Origin of the sequence: uncultured Paraglaciecola sp., assembly GCF_913020055.1 — a bacterium.
Classification (GTDB): domain Bacteria; phylum Pseudomonadota; class Gammaproteobacteria; order Enterobacterales; family Alteromonadaceae; genus Paraglaciecola.
The window spans coordinates 1-20,290 of the sequence record NZ_CAJWCF010000003.1 but is presented as its reverse complement, the minus strand read 5'-3'; the positions used below and the strand labels follow the sequence as shown (position 1 = coordinate 20,290).

Sequence of the window (20,290 nt, the reverse complement as noted above, 5' to 3'; positions counted from 1 at the left end):
TATGAGCCAACGTATATAATGCGTCGCATCTACAGGGCAACCATGAAATCACTCTATTCAATTGGTTTAATGTTATGTTTATTAAGTGTTTTTTGGCACTCAAGCAACATAGCATCAGAGCAGGTGGTGATATCTAAACACGACACTCATGTAAACTTACTAGGCAAAATTGACTGGCTAATTGCAGAAAAATCCATGCAATTGTCCGACATTCAAAATTTACAAGATTGGCAACCCAACTATATAACCAAACAAATCAGTCAAGATAAGAGCCTGTGGGGGAGATTTCAGGTTGTATTTGTTGATACTGATGAAGAACAGTATTTTTTGACTATTGGCAATCCTCACTTGGATTATGTTGATGTTTTTTTATTAGATGAGAAAGAGCGCATCTTAGGTTCCTACTTAATGGGTGGTAATCGAAACTATGCAAAGCGCCCTTTCAAACACAGATTATTTATCACTCCCATCCGTTCAGAACAACAAGTGGTTACGGTTTTTTTAAGGGTTAATGACGATGGTCCATTAGTCTTCCCTGTAGACTTAGACAAACAATCTTCATTAGTTGAAAGAGAACAGCTACTGTTAGCAATCATTGGTTTTATTAGTGGTGGGCTCGCACTGCTCGCTTGTTATTTTTTGATTACCTATATCTTTATGCGCAGCCCAGTACGTTTTTGGTTTGCCCTTTCCAGTGCCGCTTTTCTATTGTTATTTTTAAACACTAAAGGCATTTTAAGCCAAATGACGGGCATCACTGCCTACATATCAAATCTCAGCTGTGCGCTGCTTGGTTTATTATTATTAACTTCAGCAAAAGTGACCTTTGCAATACTAGAAAAGGTACCCACTGTTTGGCGTTATGCTTTGTATAGTTTCGGATTTATAACGCTGGGCATGGCATTTTCTTCAGATAGCGGGCAGCAAATGACGTTTTCGACGTTAATGGCAGCGTTATCGATAGCACTTATTGGTTTATTAGCATTTTTCTATCATAAAGCCGACAAACGAACGGCTAACTTGGTTTGTTCGCTGGGATTAGCCTGTATTGCCCTAAGTGGTTTTGGTCAGGTGATATTATTCTTATCTGGCATTCCATTAACTCAAATGGTATCCCTGCTGTTTACCGTGTTTATCATGCTAGGCATTATGATAATGGCACTAGCGATTGAAGCACATGAGCGAGTTCTGACAAAACGTCACAGCAAACAACAGCAGTCAGCACTTAAAGATCTGCAACACTTTTACGACTTATTCAGGAATTCCGCAGAAGGCTTATACGCTTCAAGTCTGGATGGACAATTAATAAGCGTTAATCCAGCAATGTGTAGCTTATTTGGTTACCTTGACGAGTCTGATATGTTGAAGGAAGTCAATAATGCCGAACAGTTTTATGTTAACCCTGAAGACCGCGCAATTATGCTTGGAGAGATACGTAAAAACGGCAAAGTAATTGGTAAGGAAACAAAAGGCGTACGTAAAGACGGCAGTGAGTTTTGGTTTTCAATTTCTGGACAAATCAAACAAGAAGATGACAAACAATACGTATTTGGTTCCATATCAGATGTAACCGAACGAAAGCAGTCAAATATTAGCTTAGAGTATTTAGCCACCCATGATTCACTGACCGGAGTCTACAATAGACGTGAATTCGAACGTCGACTGCAAACTGGTTTGCTTAACGCGCAAAATCAAAATAGTGATTTAACACTACTTTACATGGATTTAGATCAATTTAAGGTGGTGAACGATACATGTGGGCACAAAGCCGGTGACTTGTTAATTAAACAGCTGTCACAGAAACTGGATGCAGTAGTGATGGACAAAGGCATTCTGGCAAGACTTGGCGGTGACGAGTTTGGTGTATTACTAGAAGGGGATAATGCACAAATGGCTTACTTGCTGGCCAACAAGCTACTCAATGCTGTGCAAGAGTTTCGTTTTATTTGGGAAAACCGCATATTCACATTAGGCATAAGTATTGGCCAAGTGCCTTGGCAAACCACCATCAGTACGCCAGAGCAACTATTAAGCATGGCTGATTCAGCTTGTTATTTAGCCAAAGAGCGTGGCCGTAATCAAGTACATACCTATTCAGCTGAAGATAAACACATGCAGCGTTATGAGTCTGAATTGTCTTGGGTTTCACATATTAATCATGCCCTACAACACGACTGTTTTGAATTGTATTATCAACACTATCAAGCCTTAAGCCACAATACTGAAGGGCATCACTATGAAATATTGCTCAGAATGCGCGATCAGAATGACAACATAGTGCCCCCTGGTGCTTTTTTACCTGCTGCAGAGCGTTATAACCTCACAGCACAAATAGACCGTTGGGTAATAGAAAATTACTTCAATTGGTTGTCGAATAACCCACAACATAACGCAGAATTAACACGAGTCAGTATTAATTTAAGTGGTCACTCTTTAGCGGATAAAGAGCTTAAACTGTTTATTTTGAATGCGTTTGAAAAGTATAAAGTGTCTTACAAAAAAGTATGTTTCGAAATCACCGAAAGCATGGCTATTTTAAAGATGGATGAAACCTTAGAATTCATTAATACCTTTCAAAAATTAGGCTGTTTGTTTGCCTTAGATGATTTTGGTAGTGGTTTTTCATCTTATAATTATTTGAAAAACCTGCCGGTTGATCAGGTCAAAATTGACGGTAGTTTTGTAAAGGACATACTGGTTGATCCTGTTGACATGGCCATGGTGAATTCAATTAAAGACGTAGCCAAAGCAATGGGCATGGAGACAGTCGCTGAATTTGTCGAGTCAACTGAAATAATGGTAGAGCTAGGTAAGATGGGGGTGGATTTTGCTCAAGGATATGGCGTGGCTAAGCCTCATGAACTGGCTAATTTTATTCAACATAGATAATCACAAGCTATTGTAAAAGTTTGAATCATGCCCACATATAGGCTGTATGGAGGCAATAAGCCGCAATTTTTTTTCTAATTAAGTACGTTTTACAAATATGAACCCTAAATCAGACCAATATCAATTTGTTAGTTCGGCCAAATTACCCACTCATTGGGGTAAATTTCACATTCATGGTTTTATTGATAACGAACTAGCACAAGAACATGTCGCGCTCTCATATGGTAATTGGGAGGCTGAAGATATTGTGCCTATTCGAATTCATTCTGAATGTTTAACCGGTGATGCATTATTTAGTACTCGTTGTGACTGTGGGGCTCAACTAGAAAAAGCATTACAAAATATCGTTCAGCAAGGAAAAGGGGTCTTGCTGTATCTAAGACAGGAAGGCAGAGGCATTGGGTTGCTCAACAAAATTCGCGCATACCAGCTTCAAGATGAAGGCATGGATACCGTCGAAGCAAATGAACACTTGGGTTTTGATGCTGATATGAGAGATTATGGTATCTGCAAGTTGATGTTAGAAAAATTGAACGTTAAAAATGTCAATCTCATGACTAACAATCCAAAGAAAAGTCTGGCCCTTTCAAACATGGGTATTAACGTAGTAGAACGCACTCCGATTGACCATGGCATAACGGATGACAACATTGGCTACATTCGTACAAAAACAGAAAAACTAGGCCACCAGTTCGATAAACACCTACTAAAATAATACTTCCGTCAGTAAATATTCAGCCATGGTTAAGGCTGACAAACGTATAACCTTATCTATAGTCTCAAGTGATACTCCTATTTTTTGGTAACACTTGAGTTTTTAACTCTAGAAGGAAAAGGTTATGCGCAGCCAAACCAAATACCTATTCATTTATTTATGTGTTGTATGCCTATTGGTAGGCAGTCTTGTGCAACTTGCACAAGCACAAGAAACCACAAATACTGAAACTATTGAGCTTAATCAAGCACAACTAGATCAAATGTTAGCACCTATCGCACTTTATCCAGACACCCTACTCTCACATATATTGGTGGCATCAACCTACCCGTTAGAAGTAGTCCAAGCCGCTCGTTGGCGTGCAGCCAATGAAGATTTAGACGAACGACAAGCTTTAAATGCTGTGGAAGACAAAGACTGGGATCCAAGTGTCCAAGCTTTAGTGCCCTTTAATGACTTATTACAGAAGTTAAGCGAAGACTTAGACTGGTTACAATCATTAGGCAGTGCATTTTTAGTGAATGAACAGCAGATATTAACCAGTGTTCAAAACTTGCGCCAAAAAGCCTATGAGCAAGGTAACTTAACTGACAATGATTATGTCAATGTTGAATATGAACAAGATGAAATCGTCATAGAAACGGTGCGCCAAGAAATAGTCTATGTACCCTACTACGATACCCGTGTTGTCTATGGTAATTGGTGGTGGCACGACCATCAGCCCTACTATTGGCATCGACCAAACCACAGCATTTTCAGTGCCGGTTTATATTGGAGCATGGGCTTTCACATTCGCCCAAGTTTTTATTTTGGTGGCTTTCATTGGCGCAATCGTCATGTGGTAGCTAACTATCACTACCGCAATCATGCAAACAGATATTGGTCGAATAATCATAATAACCGTCGTCAAGTAGTGCGAGTGAAAGAATATCCTCGCTGGAACCATAACCAACAACATAGACGGGGCGCACAATATCGGGTTAATGGTCAACGTATTGTTCGTAACTATAACGGTGGCGACAAAAGCAAAGGTTATCAGCAAATTGATAAACAAAGAGTGTTAAACGTTAATGATTATGCCCATAAAAACAACAAGAATAAGCATAACAAAAGAAATGCTAAACAGTTCAAACAAGCCTTAGGTAAGCAGCAACATACTGTTCGCCAAACCAAAAACTTTAAAGCGGATAAGGTAGTAAACAACAAACAACGGATTATCAACCAAGGTAAAAACCAGCAAAAGCAGAAACGGAGTACTTATCAGCGACCAAATGAACACGCTAAATTTGATGCTAAGCAAAGAAAAAGCCAGCAGGTAAAGAGGCATTCATCAGCACAAACGCAAAGTAGCCAACAAAAACGCACGACCGTTAACACGCAAAAGAACAAGAGCAATTACAAATCGAATCACAAAAGCAGTAATAAAAGTCGCGACTATCGCGCCAGCTCAAATAAACAAAACAAGTCTCGGCCGGTAAAAGTTGCTCGCCAAACTAAAAGCAAAGGACCACATAGATAATTCACTATTGAAAACAACAATCTGCCCACGTTATTATTCTTCAAATAGAAAATTAATAATTTGGGCTTTTTTTGCAAATAAAAATAGACGATCTAACTCATCCCAAAGTAGCAGAGTTGTTGCAAGAGCATCTAGACGATATGTATGCTACTTCACCAGCTGAAAGTGTACATGCCCTAGATCTAGAAAAACTTCGCCAACCAGACATCGCCTTTTGGACTGTTTGGCAGAAACAAGACTTACTCGGTTGTGGTGCATTAAAAACCCTTTCGACTGAACATGCTGAAATCAAATCCATGCGCACTGCCCGCCAGCATTTACGCAAGGGAGTCGCCACTCAAATGCTTGAACACATTATCCAGCAAGCAAAAACTCGAAATATTGAACGTCTAAGCTTAGAAACAGGCACCCAAGCTTTTTTTCAACCCGCTATCGCACTTTACCAATCTTATGGTTTTGAGTTTTTTGAGCCTTTTGCACAGTATAAAACCGACCCTAATAGTCAATTTATGACTTTGTCATTATGTTAAACCTGTTGAACTTGCGTATTAGTTTGGCCAAACGTCTATGAAGTTGGATTAATTAAGCGTTTTTAAGGAAAATATCGACCTCATATGCAAGTTCCTCTGACCCTAGTGATTAACTTTGTTAAAATACTCAGTATCTTAGGTTGCTTAAGTTACATCCCATATGAATTTTAAAGGTAATCATATCCTGTCGGTCAATCAGTTCGACCGCGACGCAATTGAACGGGTTTTTAATGTAGCCCATCAAATGTTGCCCTATGCCAAACGGCAAAAGCGCACCACAGTGTTAGATGGGGCTATTTTAGGTAACTTATTCTTCGAACCTAGCACCCGTACAAGAGTTAGTTTTGGCACCGCGTTTAATTTATTAGGCGGCGAAGTGCGCGAAACCACTGGATTAAGCAACTCAGCTTTAGCAAAAGGTGAGTCATTGTATGACACTGCCCGCGTGCTCAGTGGTTACTCGGATATTATTGCCATGCGCCACCCCGACTCAGGCTCGGTGGCAGAATTCGCTGAAGGCAGTCGAATTCCAGTCATAAACGGCGGTGATGGGGCCAATGAACATCCTACTCAAGCATTGTTAGACTTGTACACTATCCAAAAAGAACTGCTCGACCATGGCAGCAGTATCGATGGCATGCACATCGCCATGATTGGTGATTTAAAATACGGTAGAACAGTACATTCATTATCTAAATTATTATGCTTATTTAAAAACGTACGTTTTACTTTGATTTCGCCCAAAGAATTACCCATGCCAACTGCTATTATCGATGCCATTGAAAATGCAGGGCATCAGTACAAAATTACTGATCAATTTGAAGGCATTGCTGATGTGGATATTTGTTATCAAACACGCATTCAGGAAGAACGTTTCCCGTCACAAGAAGAAGCCAACCAATACCGTGGTAAGTTTCGCCTAAATCAGCAAATTTATACCAAACATTTTCAATCTAAAACGGTAATAATGCATCCGCTTCCTCGCGATTCACGAGCAGAGGCCAACGAACTAGACAACGATTTAAACCTTAATCCTAATCTAGCTATTTTTCGCCAAACAGACAATGGTGTGTTAGTTCGTATGGCATTGTTTGCTCTGACCCTTGGCGTAGAAAACATTGTTACCCAGTTTGATCGAGAAGTGCTTTGGCACGTAAACACCTAGTTAGTAAACAAATTTAACTTACAAAAGAAGTCACTATGCAAAAATCAAAAAGCCTTTTCGCCCGCGCCAAACAACATATTCCCGGCGGCGTTAATTCCCCAGTTAGAGCCTTTAAAGCAGTGGGCGGCACTCCCCCATTTATTAGCAAAGCAGATGGCCCTTATATTTTGGATGTAGACGGCAAACGTTATATTGATTACGTACAATCTTGGGGGCCAATGGTATTGGGCCACAACAATCCTAAAATCCGCCAAGCGGTGATTGACGCAGCTGCGAACGGATTAAGTTTTGGTGCACCCACTGAAGCAGAAGTAATCATGGCTGAAAAAGTCAGCGAACTAGTCCCCTCGATGCAAGTGTTACGTATGGTCAACTCAGGCACAGAAGCCACCATGAGCGCTATACGTTTAGCCCGTGGATTCACTAATCGCGATAAAATATTGAAGTTTGAAGGTTGTTATCATGGCCATGCCGATGCATTGCTAGTTAAAGCAGGTTCGGGTGCATTAACCTTTGGCGTACCTAGTTCACCAGGCATACCCGCCGATTATGCTAAACATACCCTTACCGTGGAATACAACAACCTTGAGTCTGTAACGAATGCGTTTAAACAGCATCCTGAAGATATAGCTTGTATCATTGTTGAACCAGTTGCAGGCAACATGAACTGTATTCCTCCTGTTGATGGTTTTTTACAAGGCCTAAGAGATATCTGCGATCAATACGGCGCATTACTGATATTTGATGAAGTGATGACAGGTTTCCGAGTAGCCCGAGGCGGCGCCCAAGAAAAATACAATATCAAACCAGACCTCACGTGTTTAGGTAAAGTCATAGGTGGTGGTATGCCAGTAGGCGCATTCGGTGGTAAAGCCGAAATCATGCGACATATTTCCCCTGATGGTCCTGTTTATCAAGCAGGCACATTGTCTGGCAACCCTGTTGCTATGGCAGCAGGACTGGCATCCTTAGCCGAAATAGAAAAAGTGGGCTTATATGAGCAATTAACTCAAACCACTAAAACTCTAGCAGAAGGTTTTAAAACCTTAGCGAACAAACACGGTATTCCGATGTCTGTTAACTACGCTGGCAGCATGTTTGGGTTGTTTTTTACCGACGTAGAACGCGTTACCAATTACCAACAAGCGATTAGCTGCAATACCGAACAATTTAACCACTTCTATCATGGTATGTTAGAAAATGGTGTGTACTTAGCACCTGCATCCTATGAAGCCGGCTTTGTATCTGCGGCACATAGTGACGAAATTGTGCAACAAACATTAACCATTGCCGATAAAGTATTGGCTAATGTAGCAGCCCGATGCAGTTAATTAGTAATAAAACGGCTAACAAATCGTTAGTTATAGAGAGATAAAATACACCTAATGCTTGAGCAAGTATTACAACCATTACCGCTGTTTTTATTAGCTATTATTGTGCTCTATACAATAGTGTTAGTAGTGCTTCTTAAAAAAACAGCGCGTCTAACAAACAATACTTCAACTAGTATCGAAAAAGCGCAACAGTCACAAAGTGATGAAACACTGCAAATATATAAAGACAAAGCCGACGAGGCGATGCGTTTAAACCAGACCTTTCGTAAATTTGTGCCTAAACAATTTGTTGATCACTTCGCCAAACATGGTTCAGATACCTTAGAACTTGGCCGAGCAGACGAAGACGAACTGGCGATTTTATTTTCAGATATTCGCGGTTTTACTAGCTTATCCGAACAAATGAGTCCGCAAGAATTAATGAATTTTTTAAATTCCTATTTCTTACGAATGAACGAGCCTATTCATAAAAACAAAGGTTTTATCGACAAATTTATCGGCGATGCGGTCATGGCATTATTTGATAGGCCAACTGGCACCAATACCGACAAAGCCCAAGACGCAATCCGTGCTGCTCTCGACTTACGCTACGCCATTAATTTGTACAATGAACATAGGGCAAACTGTAATTACCCACCGGTTAATATTGGTGTTGGCATCCATTTTGGCCCAGTGATTATCGGCACAGTTGGCTCAGATGACAGAATGGATACAACAGTCATAGGTGACAGTGTCAACATCGCCTACCGCCTCGAAGCCCTAGCACCAAAATATAATACCGACATCGTCATCAGCTCCCAAACCCTGCACCAAGCCGAAGCCAAAGGCTTGTTTGAATACCGTTTGTTAGACTGCGTAAGAGTTAAAGGCAGAAAAGCGTCGATAGAAATCTATGAAATCATCGATCATCAAGACAGCAAGGTAAAACAATTAAAATTAGCCAACGCTGAATTAATTGAACAAGGTTTGGGCTACAGAAAACAGCAAAACTGGCAACAAGCCATCACCCATTTCCAACAAGCCTTAGATATTTACCCAGAAGATACACTCGCCATTCATCACCTCGAACAATGTGTCAAGTTACAACATTCTGAACTAGCTGAAGATTGGGATGGCTCGATATTAATTGAGTAAATGGGATCTGCGTCAACTAAAGTCCCAGACAAGATAAACAAAACCTCAACAAATCACTTCGCAAACAGTTGCGACCACAATTCACGCCAACGCCTTACCTTTTGAGTTTTACCTAAGGTTTTTGGCGAAACGACTACACTTTTCTGCAAGTGATCAAATTCATCTAGAAGCCTCACGTTTAGGCTCCCGACAGACACACCTTCATTAAGGTAACCCACACCGACAACGGTTTGGCATTTAGCACAAAGCAGAAAGGTCGCTTGTTCTGAACCTTGTTTTTCCTGCTTGAGTGGGGTTTTAGCGATGAGGGTAATCTGGCTATGGGGATCGGAGAGATACTCTATACCGCGCTGCATACAATAATCGCAGTCACACTTACGTGACGTATAACTGCTTATCTCTTTGCGGCTAGAAAACTGAACAACTACATTTCCACAGCCACACTTTCCAAAATATTGATGCATTACACTGAGTAAAACTTAGTGTTTAGCTTGTTGTTTGATAAAGGTAATAGATGGCGCAAAAAACGCTCCGCCCGTTTCGGCGGTGGTATAGTCGAGTAACTTGTCGTAAGTGCCCTCTTCATCACCAAAAATCATGCTTTTAAGCATTTTGCTAAAAGGTTCTGGGCTACTAGCACAAGAGACAAAATATAAACCCTGCACCGACATATCGCCGTAAGGCATGCTTTGCCTGAGCATTTCAATGCTTTTACCACTTTCATCTTTTAAGCTGGTACGTTTTGTATGGGCAAATGCCGCCTTTTTGTCACTGGCGTATTCGACATTATCTGTTTTGCTTCTACCAATCACGTCTTCTTGGCTGTTTACCGGCAGTAATTGCCACTTGGTCATGTTGTGACGGTAGCGCTGCACATGAATATAACTGCCACCAGCAAAATCAGGGTCATTATCACCCACTATTGCTACGTCAAATTTGTGCATGCCTCGTGGGTTTTCTGTACCGTCGACAAACCCTGTTAAGTCTCTGCCATCTAAATATCGAAAACCTCGCACTTCTTCGTACAAATCAACGTGAGGTTTTAATAACTGAATGATCTCTGTTCCAATGGCATGGCAAATATCCAATCGATCGGCTTTGATTTGAATAAACAGATCACCAGGAGAATTAGGCGCACTGCGATCCTCACAGTTCATCGAAGGAAACGGCGCTAACTCCTGGGGAATAATATCTGGGTAAAGCTCATACCAATAATCAGTGCCTATGGCCAATACACCTGACACCATGGCTTCGTAATACTCTTCATCAAAATGGGTAAACAAATCAAGAATACGAGCCAACTTAAGCCGCATAGCTTGGGTGTCATCATCAACTACGGTGAATGTTAGGAAGAGTGCATGAAGATTAGGTTCGGCACAGATGCCTTTTTGAGCTTGGGTCATAATGCTAATGCCTTATGCTGCGTAATGCTTGAATGCGTTGACTTAACGGTGGATGGCTAGAAAAGATAGCCTGTACCTTACCAGCATTAATCGCTAGCGCCGCCATTTCATCTGGTAACTCAGGCGCGCCTTTAACACCCTGTAACCGTTCAAGTGCGGCGATCATATTATTATTGCCGGCTAATTTAGCACCGCCAGCGTCCGCTTTGTATTCTCGGTATCGCGAAAACCACATAACAATCATGGTAGCAAATAAGCCAAGTACAATTTCAGCGATAATAGAAACAATCCAAAATGCGGGTCCATGACCTCGCTCTACCTTAAACACAACACGGTCAACAACATGCCCAATAATACGTGATAGGAACACCACAAAGGTATTCACCACGCCTTGAATGAGTGTCATAGTCACCATGTCACCATTTGCTACATGACTAACCTCATGGGCAAGCACGGCTTCTACTTCGTTTTTTGGCATGCTCTGCAAAAGACCGGTACTGAGAGCTACTAAGGCGTTATTTTTATTCCAACCTGTAGCAAAAGCATTAGGCGAAGAGTGATTAAAGATACCTACTTCAGGCATACCGATACCCGCAGTTTTTGCCATCGTTTTTACACTATCCACTAACCAGCGTTCTGTTTGATTCTCAGGGTTGATAATAACCTGAACTCGCATACTGCGCTTGGCTAAAAACTTCGATAAAAACAACGAAATAAAAGCGCCACTAAAACCAATTACCATGGCATATACCAATAAGGCTGATAAGTTTAAATCAACCCCATTTTCAGCCAATAACCCCTGAATGCCAAACAGGCTGAACGTCAAGCCTAATAACGCCATGATAGCGATGTTGGTACCCAAGAATAGCAATATTCTCATTTTTAAAACTCTCCACTAATCGACAGAACAACCACCTGAATCGAACATCTGATTCTAACCATGATTATGCTATCGAATGTCACTTTTCAAAGGGCTAATATAAAATATTTCAGTCTTTCTTTAATTTAGCCAAACCCATGTTAGTTTGGCCAAATTGCACAAACACAATTATTAGTATCCTGAGGCCTGTCCATCTTTTCGGCTTTCAGAAGCGCCATAATACACACCGCTTTTTGGATCGCGCATAATCGCCTGATAACCACCAAAGGCGCCTAATACGTCACTCAGTACATGGCCTTTTTTGATTAACTCGCGCCTTACTTTAGGAGCAAAACCAGATTCTAAGCTGATATATCCACCGTCAGTCATAAGCTCTCCAGTAGGTTGGCTAGAGCCAGAATGTAAGATACGAGGCGCATCCCCGGCTTCTTGTAAATTCATCCCAAAATCAATCAGGTTCACCACAATTTGTGCATGCATTTGTGGTTGAGTACCCCCACCCATTACGCCAAAGCTAACCCAAGGTTGTCCATTACGCGTTATGAAAGCTGGGATAATCGTATGAAAGGGGCGTTTATTCGGTGCATAAACATTAAAATGGCCTTCTTGTAAACTAAACAGCTCGCCTCTGTCTTGCAGTATAAAACCTAAACCTGTGGGGGTCATACCTGAGCCCATGCCACGATAGTTACTTTGGATAAGAGACACCATATTGCCGTCTTTATCTGCAGTGGTAAGGTAAATCGTATCGCCTTGATTTAACCCTGCATCAATACGTTTGGCTGCTTTGTTATTGTCGATTAACTTGCGGCGTTGTTGCGCATATTCCTTGGAGATTAACCAATCAACCGGAATATCATTAAAGGCTGGATCCGCGTAATATTTGGCGCGGTCTTCAAAGGCCAACTTTTTCGCTTCGACAAAGGTATGCACATATTGCTCAGAGCCAAATCCCATACCTTCAACATCAAACTGTTCTAATACATTTAGAATTTGTAGAGCAGCTATGCCTTGGCCATTTGGTGGTAATTCCCAAACGTCATATCCCTTGTAATTCGTTGAAACTGGCTCGACCCATTCAGACGTATGACTGGCTAAATCTTGGTAACTTAAAAAACCACCTTGTTCTTTCATGTAGGCAGCTATCGAACGGGCAATATCACCTTTATAAAAAACATCACGCCCGCCAGTTGCTATTTTTTCATAGGTAACCGCTAAACCTTTATTTTTGAATATCTGACCTTTAACGGGCGCCTTGCCGTTAGGCATATAGGTTTCTTTAAAGCCGGCAGACTCACCCAGCTTAGAGACACTTCGCTGCATGTAATAGGCAATTAACTCACTCACAGGAAAACCGTTTTTAGCATATTCAATACTAGGTGAAAGAATACTGGTCATAGGCAAACTACCAAACTTAGTATGTAGTTCAAACCAACCATCTACTGCACCGGGAACAGACACGGGCAGAGGTCCGTGAGAAGGAATACTGTCTAACCCCTGCAACTTAAAATGTTCTAAAGTTAGGGATTGTGGTGAGCGACCCGATGCGTTGAGCCCATATAATTTTTGTGTTTTGGCATCCCAGACAATGGCGAATAAATCTCCACCTATACCACTGCCTGTTGGCTCGACTAGGCCTAACATAGCATTAGCTGCAATAGCAGCATCAATGGCGTTACCGCCTTGCTTAAGAATATCTAAACCTACCTGTGTTGCCAGTGGTTGGCTGGTCGCCACCATACCATTCTGCGCTATGACCTCAGAGCGAGTAGCAAATGGTTGGCCGGTTATTCGGTCATAAGCAAAACTATAAGTGCTATTTAAAAGCAAAGTTAACAGACTCATTACTATAGATATTTTCATTGGCTAAGGACTAAAAATTAATAATGACATTAGGATACTCTGATTTTACCGTTCAATGCACTGACTTATAGCTTCGCAGCGAGATTACCTTAACAAATTCCATAAAAAAGCCCCGCACTTGGCGGGGCTTTAATTTCACTTGGGCTGTATAAAGAGCATGCTCTTTTTAAAACCTCATTTCTATCTGATTAAGAACGTGAAGTTGTAAAGTCAGGGTAAGCTTCTAAACCACACTCACTCATATCTACGCCTTCGAACTCTTCTTCGTCACTAACACGAATGCCAATCACTGCTTTAATAATTGCCCAAACAATGAAGCTGGTTCCAAACACCCAAACAAAGATAGTAGCCGCACCAATTAACTGACCACTAAAAGTAGCAGCTTCTGGGTTAGTAACAGGGACAAGTAACAAGCCTAATAAGCCAACCACACCGTGAACTGAGATAGCGCCCACTGGATCATCAATCTTAGCTTTATCAAGAGCAAGGATACTAAACACTACTAAGATGCCACCTAATGCGCCAAACAATGTGGCTTGTAAAGGTGAAGGCGTAGAAGGTTCAGCCGTAATAGCAACAAGACCAGCCAAAGCACCGTTTAAAGCCATAGTTAAGTCAGCTTTCTTAAATAAGATACGCGCTAAGATAAGTGCAGCAACCAAACCACCAGCAGCAGCAGCGTTAGTATTCATAAAGACAACCGCTACACTATTAGCACTTTCAACACTAGCAGTGGCTAAAACAGAACCACCGTTGAATCCAAACCAGCCCATCCATAAAATGAACGTACCTAAAGTGGCAAGAGGTAAGTTAGCACCCGGAATAGCATGCGCTTTTCCATCAGCAGTGTATTTACCCTTACGAGCACCTAGTAATAATACACCCGCTAAAGCTGCAGAAGCACCGGCCATATGCACTATGCCTGAACCAGCAAAGTCAGAGAAGCCAAGGTCGCCAAGGGTATATAAACCAAATACAGATTCACCACCCCAAGTCCAAGCACCTTCCATAGGATAGATAAAGCCTGTTAATACAACAGTAAAGGCTAAGAATGCCCAAAGCTTCATACGTTCAGCAACTGCACCTGAAACGATAGACATCGCTGTCGCAACAAATACCACCTGAAAAAAGAAATCTGCAGAAGGAGCATACGTGGCGTTCTCTTCGCCACCTGCTACTGCACCTGAGCCCATTATGTCGCCCAAGAACAACCATTCACTGGCGCCACCTTTGTACATAATCGCATAACCACACACCATGTACATGATGCAAGCAATTGCGTACAACGAAACGTTCTTGGTTAAAATCTCAGTTGTGTTTTTAGCGCGAACTAAGCCAGCTTCGAGCATGGTAAAACCAGCGGCCATCCACATAACAAGCGCGCCGCATATCAAAAAGTAAAAAGTATCTAGGGCGTAGCCCAATTCAAAAGTAATTTCCACGGTTTATCTCCTAAAATCTAAATGGCTTCGCCATCGGTTTCACCAGTACGAATACGAACAGCATGTTGTAAGTCATATACGAATACTTTGCCGTCACCAATTTTTCCGGTTTTAGCAGCACCCACGATAGCCTCAACTAAGCGCTCAACGTGTTCGTCTTTGACAGCGACTTCAAGCTTCACTTTTGGTAAAAAGTCCACTTGATATTCCGCGCCACGATATAATTCGGTGTGACCTTTTTGACGCCCAAAGCCTTTCACTTCAGTGACAGTTAAACCGTCAATGCCAATTTCCGAGATGGCCTCTCGCACATCATCAAGCTTGAAAGGCTTAATAATCGCAGTAACTAATTTCATGTGTAGCTCCCAGTTTATTGTTATATGTTGCAAATAATTACTAGAAACACAACAAGACCTATGCCACATTTTTTTACATTTAAAATCAATAAGTTAAGGTAACAAGGTTATTATCTGCTATATTTAGATGCGTTTGTTTGGTGCAACAGGCGTAAATGGGATCAAGTTGGTGCACACTTCAAAAGGAGTTTTTTTCATAACCACATAATCTTGTTTTGAAGGGAGATATCAGTGCTAAATACTACAATCTGGTTTATTCTTTAATGACGAACACTATGGATAACAAAACATGCAATACGATATTTCCATTGCTGAAAACATTGCTTGTATCACCATTGAAGGCAATCTTAACTCTTTAGATTTGATGTTTATGTTTCAAAGCAAAGAATACAAAGATGTAATAAACCAATATACAAAAATCCTCATCGACTACACCAACATATGCGGTGTATCGATAACAGCAGAGGATGCAATGGCCATTACTTTGCTTGGCAAGATGGATTTAGAAAATCTAGGAAAAAAAACCATAGCGGTAGCCGTTGATGAAAATGAACGTAGTGTGATGGAAAAAGTCACTAAAAGTATTTTTTCTGATAGTCAGTCCGACATCATTGTGACCGACTCTAAAAGTAACGCCTTGAAAATACTTCACTCATATTAACTAACCCAAGCTCGGGCTAACTAAACAAACACTGTGACTAATACAAGATATCGCTCTTTTGACTATTTTGAACTAATCCAATACAGGGTACTCTATTAAACCCTAAACATTCATCCAGGATATGCGCGAGCATCAGTGTTTAAAAAAAATTCGTTCTTAATACTATCAGTCCTTCTTCACCTGATTATCATATATGTTGTTGCTCAGTCAGTTATGACCCCTGCAGAACCTGACGCGCCAGTTAAAAAACCAAACATCATTCAAGCCACACTACTATTTGATTTACCCACCCCGCCTCCAGAAGTACCTATTGAAGAAGTTAAAGAGGAAGAACCACAACCGATTGAACCCGAACAATTGCCCGTTACCGAACCTCCAGCTGACAATCCAATTGAACCTATTTCAGAGCCTGTAGTTATTCCCCCCCCTCAAGTGTTGCCTGCAAAACACGAAGAAGTGGTTCAAGAAAAACCCAAACAAATAAAAGAAATTAAAGCATCAATATTAAACTCTGAAATACGTGCCCCTGCCACTAGCATGGCTAGGCGACACCTAAGTAACTTTCAACAAGAACAGCAAAATAAAATGGCGCAACAAGCCTCTCGATATTATCAGCAGAACAAAAACTCACCGATAATAAATGATGAAGTCAAAAATCCGTTTATGACTGAAGATGAAAAAATTAGAGACAGCCTCAAAGTACGAGCAGATTGCAGCAGTACAGGTAAACAAACAGCGGCCGTGCTGTTAAGTTTTCTAGGTGCTCAAGTTGACTGCTCCAAACCACCACCGATTAGTAGTTTTATTCAAGACAGGATTAATAAAAACGCTCATTTACCTGGACAACAAACACAAGAAGATCAAAAAAGGCCACAGTCGGTTATGATCAAAGAGTAATTTCAAAAGCCTCAACCCAAGATCTTATTTCACACAACGAGTATAAAACGCACTCGCCACCAAACACCTATAGAAAATATTTCTAACCAACAACATAAAATAGAAACAAATTGCTACCCCAAAGCCATATTAAAAGATAATACGCAAAGAAAAACCCTCCTTGACGTGAAAAAATTCCCTTATGTTTTGAAGAGTTAAAACGTTCGACTGTGCTGCGACGATTAACACAATATATTGAGAGCGTTTTTATGACTGCTTTACCCACAAGGTTACCTACAAGCCCTAAGCAACCACTCAGTTTAATTTATCTGGATGCAAACGCGACTACTCAAGTATTACCACAAGCCGCAACGGCGGCTTTATCCACCATGCAAACACTGTTTGGCAATCCAAGCAGCAGCCACGTAACAGGGCTACAGGCAAAACAAATAATTGATGAAACACGTCAACAGGCGAAAACTATTATTGGCTCTGGTGACGGTAAAATTATATTTACTAGTGGTGCTACTGAGGGAATTCAAACGGCGATTTTATCGGCGTTATGCCATGTTAAAAGCACGCTTGATAACAGCAAAAAATATAGCCTTTTATATGGCGCAACAGAACATAAAGCAGTACCAGAGTCACTGAAACACTGGAATAAAATTCTTGAAATAAACGCTGAGATAAAAGCCATTCCCGTGAATGAAATGGGACAACTTGATCTGGATTTTATAGCTAAAGAGGTCCCCAATGCCTTGATGATTTGTACCATGGCGGTGAATAACGAAACCGGCGTTTATCAGGACATCGATTTACTAGACCAGACTATACGTGCCCATAATAAAAATACCGCGTGGATGGTAGATTGTGTACAAGCATTAGGTAAAACAAATTTAAACTTAGCAAAAACCAGTATTGACTATGCACCATTTAGTGGCCATAAACTTTATGCTCCCAAGGGCATTGGTTTTATGTACGTTAAAGAAAACGCACCATTTACACCTTTTATTGCCGGTGGCGGCCAAGAAAGTGGATTGCGCTCTGGTACTGAAAACTTACCAGGTTTAGCCGCGCTAAATGTCATATTTAGCATGCTAAATGGAGAGAGTAAGAATACTTTTACACCTTTAAAAACGCTGCATTTATTTCGCCAGCAAATTGCCGCAGCTTTAACCCAAGCATTCCCGAAAATTGTTTTTAACCATAGTTTTGAAAACTCAGTACCAACAACGATTAACTTTGCTATTCCAGGATTTAGTTCTAAAGAAATTATGGATTTATTCGACGCGGCGAATGTACGTGTCAGCTCAGGCTCTGCTTGTAGTTCAAAGGTCACCCGAAGTTTTGTATTAGACGCTATGGGGCTGCCTGTTTGGCAAAGTGAATCGGCGATTAGAATGTCATTTGGACCAGCAATGACACAACAGGAAATTGACGAAGCCTGCAATCGAATAGTGTTTGCAGCTCAAGCATTAGGGCAAAGCTGTTTAACCATAGACGCAAATAGCATGGCCGAAAAAACAGAATTAGAAGGTCTTTTACAGTTTAAAGTAGGTGGCAGCTGCAGTTGGTTATATGTCGATAAAAAGACTAAATCTGCAATATTTATCGACCCGTTACCCGAGTTAACCGATCGTATTCAAACATTAGTAACCTGCCAGGGGCTTAATATAATTGCCGTTATCGACACTCATGGTCATGCTGATCATGAGTCTTGTCGAGGAACGCTTGCTGATGATTATTTGGCAGAGCAACAAACAGACGTTCTTGGCTGGCCAACGTATTCAAAAACGACGGTAATTCTTGGTGAAAACTATCAGTACATTACCTTGGGAGATAAGTGGCTGGTTAAAATCAATACTCCAGGCCATACAGGCGATAGTATTAGCCTGTTACTTTGTGACCCTGTTAAAGCTTCAACCGAGGAATTGGTGGTTCATTATGCATTTTGTGGCGATCTGATCTTAATGGACAGTCTTGGCAGAACGAATTTTTCAACCAGTTGTGCAACGGCAATGTTTACAAGTTTGCAGTTATTGAAAAGGCTTATCGGTACACAAAGCCTTATCTGTCCGAGCCATGACTATAATAATGAGTTTACCACCAGTATTGCTGCCGAAATAAAGCGCAACCCTTTACTTGCACAAGTTATTGCTAATGAAATAACTATCAAAGAGTTCTCTGCTCAGAAAACGTTAATGGATACTCATATTGATGACCAATCAGGCAGTGAAATTATGTGTGGCGCTTTAATAGGGAATTGCCAGAAAACACACTTACATGAATATGATAGCCGCAGTTTGGCCAAGGCTTTAGAGCAGCCAAATAATATTAGATTAATTGACCTGCGTGAAACTCACGAATACGCATTGCAGCACGACAAAAATTTCGAAAACAATGTGCCACTGACTCGATTAGTCGATTTTGTTCATCAACATCAACATAACAAACAACAACAGTTCGTGCTCGTTTGTCGAAGTGGTAGCCGCTCTCAACTAGCAGCGCAAGCTTTTCTCCGCTTGGGATTTGAGCATGTTGGTCACTTAAAAGGTGGCTATGCATTACATCAATACTAAGGCGTGTAATGTAGAGCCTAGCAATCATCTACAGGCGATAGTAATACAATCAATTACAGGCCTTTTTTATTGGTATCATTAAGAGTTTTTTAAATGTTGATTGTGTTCATTGGTGCAAGCTTAATTGGTTTAAGCTTAGGTATTTTAGGATCAGGCGGTGCAATATTAACAGTACCAATGTTAGTTTATGGTTTGGGTTATTCTGAGAAAGTAGCCATAGCAAGTGCCCTGGTTATAGTGGGCAGCATCAGTGCAACCACCGCGTTAATAGGTATAAAACAAAACAAGGTCAATTGGAAACTGGTCATTTACTTTGGCGGTCCAAGTATGATCTGTGCCTACTTTGGCGCTTGGGCCAGTAGCTATGTTTCTGGATCAACACAAGTAATGGTATTGGCTATCGTTATGCTGGCAGCAGCATGGAGAATGTTCCGTTCTTTCAAAGTGCAACCGCCTAACGAGATGAATCGGTTGTTGACGATAATGCAGGGTATGGGTGTTGGTTTACTGACTGGATTTGTTGGTGTTGGTGGTGGTTTTTTAATTGTTCCTGCACTAGTTTTATTGGGTGGCATAGCAATGAGCCAAGCCATTTTTACAAGTTTGGTGGTGATATCAATCAATTCAGGATCTGGATTTATTAAATATCAATCTATTCTTCAGGATAATAACCAACTTTTAGATTGGCCCACTATTATCCTAATATCAATGATAGGTATTGTCGGAAGTTTTATAGGCCAACATTATTCCATGAAACTACCACAGCAAAAAATCAAACAAACTTTTGCTGTATTTCTATCGATTATGGCGATATTCATGTTGTGCCAACAATTACTATTTAACCTGAACTCTGCTTATTGAGTCCATGACATATATGGACGCTCCCGTGATGTCAACGTAATACCTGCCTCTTCGTGCTGATTTTCAGCATGAATTACGCTTTA

17 protein-coding genes are annotated in these 20,290 nt (G+C 41.0%); 11 read left to right on the top strand and 6 right to left on the bottom strand.

The window, feature by feature from the left end:
- Positions 1–42 precede the first annotated feature (42 nt).
- The 7 genes from QZ488_RS01170 to QZ488_RS01140 all read left to right on the top strand — a co-directional run bounded on the left by QZ488_RS01170 (position 43) and on the right by QZ488_RS01140 (position 9,286).
- Positions 43–2,889: an EAL domain-containing protein gene (locus tag QZ488_RS01170; protein WP_293745798.1), complete on the top strand. Its 2,847-nt coding sequence runs from the start codon at positions 43–45 to the stop codon at positions 2,887–2,889.
- Positions 2,890–2,986: 97 nt separating this feature from the next.
- Positions 2,987–3,604 (top strand): GTP cyclohydrolase II, encoded by a 618-nt coding sequence (gene ribA / locus QZ488_RS01165; RefSeq protein WP_293745797.1) that lies wholly within the window; start codon positions 2,987–2,989, stop codon positions 3,602–3,604.
- Between the two features lie 124 nt (positions 3,605–3,728).
- Positions 3,729–5,123 (top strand): DUF3300 domain-containing protein, encoded by a 1,395-nt coding sequence (locus QZ488_RS01160; RefSeq protein WP_293745796.1) that lies wholly within the window; start codon positions 3,729–3,731, stop codon positions 5,121–5,123.
- 71 nt (positions 5,124–5,194) lie between these two features.
- On the top strand, positions 5,195–5,653 hold the full coding sequence (locus tag QZ488_RS01155) for a GNAT family N-acetyltransferase (RefSeq protein WP_293745795.1): 459 nt from the start codon (positions 5,195–5,197) through the stop codon (positions 5,651–5,653).
- Positions 5,654–5,813: 160 nt separating this feature from the next.
- Complete coding sequence (locus QZ488_RS01150) at positions 5,814–6,818, top strand: aspartate carbamoyltransferase (protein WP_293745794.1); 1,005 nt, start codon at positions 5,814–5,816, stop codon at positions 6,816–6,818.
- A gap of 35 nt (positions 6,819–6,853) precedes the next feature.
- Positions 6,854–8,149, top strand: a complete 1,296-nt coding sequence (gene hemL / locus QZ488_RS01145) for a glutamate-1-semialdehyde 2,1-aminomutase (protein WP_293745793.1) — start codon at positions 6,854–6,856, stop codon at positions 8,147–8,149.
- 54 nt (positions 8,150–8,203) lie between these two features.
- Positions 8,204–9,286 (top strand): adenylate/guanylate cyclase domain-containing protein, encoded by a 1,083-nt coding sequence (locus QZ488_RS01140; protein WP_293745792.1) that lies wholly within the window; start codon positions 8,204–8,206, stop codon positions 9,284–9,286.
- A gap of 53 nt (positions 9,287–9,339) precedes the next feature.
- Here QZ488_RS01140 and QZ488_RS01135 read toward each other — a convergent pair whose 3' ends face one another.
- The 6 genes from QZ488_RS01135 to glnK form a co-directional block, all read right to left on the bottom strand.
- Positions 9,340–9,750, bottom strand: a complete 411-nt coding sequence (locus tag QZ488_RS01135) for a hypothetical protein (RefSeq protein ID WP_293745791.1) — start codon at positions 9,748–9,750, stop codon at positions 9,340–9,342.
- Positions 9,751–9,765: 15 nt separating this feature from the next.
- Complete coding sequence (locus tag QZ488_RS01130) at positions 9,766–10,689, bottom strand: Dyp-type peroxidase (RefSeq protein WP_293745790.1); 924 nt, start codon at positions 10,687–10,689, stop codon at positions 9,766–9,768.
- A 4-nt stretch (positions 10,690–10,693) separates the two neighbouring features.
- A complete protein-coding gene (htpX, locus tag QZ488_RS01125; protein WP_293745789.1) occupies positions 10,694–11,569 on the bottom strand; it encodes a protease HtpX in 876 nt (291 codons plus the stop codon).
- Positions 11,570–11,740: 171 nt separating this feature from the next.
- A complete protein-coding gene (gene ggt / locus QZ488_RS01120; protein ID WP_293745865.1) occupies positions 11,741–13,414 on the bottom strand; it encodes a gamma-glutamyltransferase in 1,674 nt (557 codons plus the stop codon).
- A 206-nt stretch (positions 13,415–13,620) separates the two neighbouring features.
- On the bottom strand, positions 13,621–14,874 hold the full coding sequence (locus QZ488_RS01115; protein WP_293745788.1) for an ammonium transporter: 1,254 nt from the start codon (positions 14,872–14,874) through the stop codon (positions 13,621–13,623).
- Between the two features lie 17 nt (positions 14,875–14,891).
- Positions 14,892–15,230: a P-II family nitrogen regulator gene (glnK, locus tag QZ488_RS01110; RefSeq protein ID WP_293745787.1), complete on the bottom strand. Its 339-nt coding sequence runs from the start codon at positions 15,228–15,230 to the stop codon at positions 14,892–14,894.
- Between the two features lie 289 nt (positions 15,231–15,519).
- Here glnK and QZ488_RS01105 point away from each other — a divergent pair, with 289 nt between their 5' ends.
- The 4 genes from QZ488_RS01105 (at position 15,520) to QZ488_RS01090 (ending at position 20,207) form a co-directional block, all read left to right on the top strand.
- Positions 15,520–15,891, top strand: coding sequence for a hypothetical protein (locus QZ488_RS01105; protein ID WP_293745786.1), 372 nt, complete (start codon positions 15,520–15,522; stop codon positions 15,889–15,891).
- Positions 15,892–16,104: 213 nt separating this feature from the next.
- The gene (locus tag QZ488_RS01100) at positions 16,105–16,788 is read left to right on the top strand and encodes a hypothetical protein (RefSeq protein ID WP_293745785.1); all 684 of its coding nucleotides are present in this window, start codon (positions 16,105–16,107) and stop codon (positions 16,786–16,788) included.
- 248 nt (positions 16,789–17,036) lie between these two features.
- A complete protein-coding gene (locus QZ488_RS01095; protein ID WP_293745784.1) occupies positions 17,037–19,346 on the top strand; it encodes an aminotransferase class V-fold PLP-dependent enzyme in 2,310 nt (769 codons plus the stop codon).
- Between the two features lie 93 nt (positions 19,347–19,439).
- Positions 19,440–20,207: a sulfite exporter TauE/SafE family protein gene (locus tag QZ488_RS01090; RefSeq protein ID WP_293745783.1), complete on the top strand. Its 768-nt coding sequence runs from the start codon at positions 19,440–19,442 to the stop codon at positions 20,205–20,207.
- Positions 20,208–20,290: the final 83 nt, after the last annotated feature.

Excerpts from the sequence above, each read along its gene's own strand:
- QZ488_RS01170 (WP_293745798.1), top strand. The coding sequence starts at position 43 with ATGAAATCACTCTATTCAATTGGTTTAATGTTATGTTTATTAAGTGTT.
- ribA (WP_293745797.1), top strand. The coding sequence starts at position 2,987 with ATGAACCCTAAATCAGACCAATATCAATTTGTTAGTTCGGCCAAATTA.
- QZ488_RS01160 (WP_293745796.1), top strand. The coding sequence starts at position 3,729 with ATGCGCAGCCAAACCAAATACCTATTCATTTATTTATGTGTTGTATGC.
- QZ488_RS01150 (WP_293745794.1), top strand. The coding sequence starts at position 5,814 with ATGAATTTTAAAGGTAATCATATCCTGTCGGTCAATCAGTTCGACCGC.
- hemL (WP_293745793.1), top strand. The coding sequence starts at position 6,854 with ATGCAAAAATCAAAAAGCCTTTTCGCCCGCGCCAAACAACATATTCCC.
- QZ488_RS01140 (WP_293745792.1), top strand. The coding sequence starts at position 8,204 with ATGCTTGAGCAAGTATTACAACCATTACCGCTGTTTTTATTAGCTATT.
- QZ488_RS01135 (WP_293745791.1), bottom strand. The coding sequence starts at position 9,750 with ATGCATCAATATTTTGGAAAGTGTGGCTGTGGAAATGTAGTTGTTCAG.
- QZ488_RS01130 (WP_293745790.1), bottom strand. The coding sequence starts at position 10,689 with ATGACCCAAGCTCAAAAAGGCATCTGTGCCGAACCTAATCTTCATGCA.
- htpX (WP_293745789.1), bottom strand. The coding sequence starts at position 11,569 with ATGAGAATATTGCTATTCTTGGGTACCAACATCGCTATCATGGCGTTA.
- ggt (WP_293745865.1), bottom strand. The coding sequence starts at position 13,414 with ATGAGTCTGTTAACTTTGCTTTTAAATAGCACTTATAGTTTTGCTTAT.
- glnK (WP_293745787.1), bottom strand. The coding sequence starts at position 15,230 with ATGAAATTAGTTACTGCGATTATTAAGCCTTTCAAGCTTGATGATGTG.
- QZ488_RS01105 (WP_293745786.1), top strand. The coding sequence starts at position 15,520 with ATGCAATACGATATTTCCATTGCTGAAAACATTGCTTGTATCACCATT.
- QZ488_RS01100 (WP_293745785.1), top strand. The coding sequence starts at position 16,105 with ATGACCCCTGCAGAACCTGACGCGCCAGTTAAAAAACCAAACATCATT.
- QZ488_RS01095 (WP_293745784.1), top strand. The coding sequence starts at position 17,037 with ATGACTGCTTTACCCACAAGGTTACCTACAAGCCCTAAGCAACCACTC.
- QZ488_RS01090 (WP_293745783.1), top strand. The coding sequence starts at position 19,440 with ATGTTGATTGTGTTCATTGGTGCAAGCTTAATTGGTTTAAGCTTAGGT.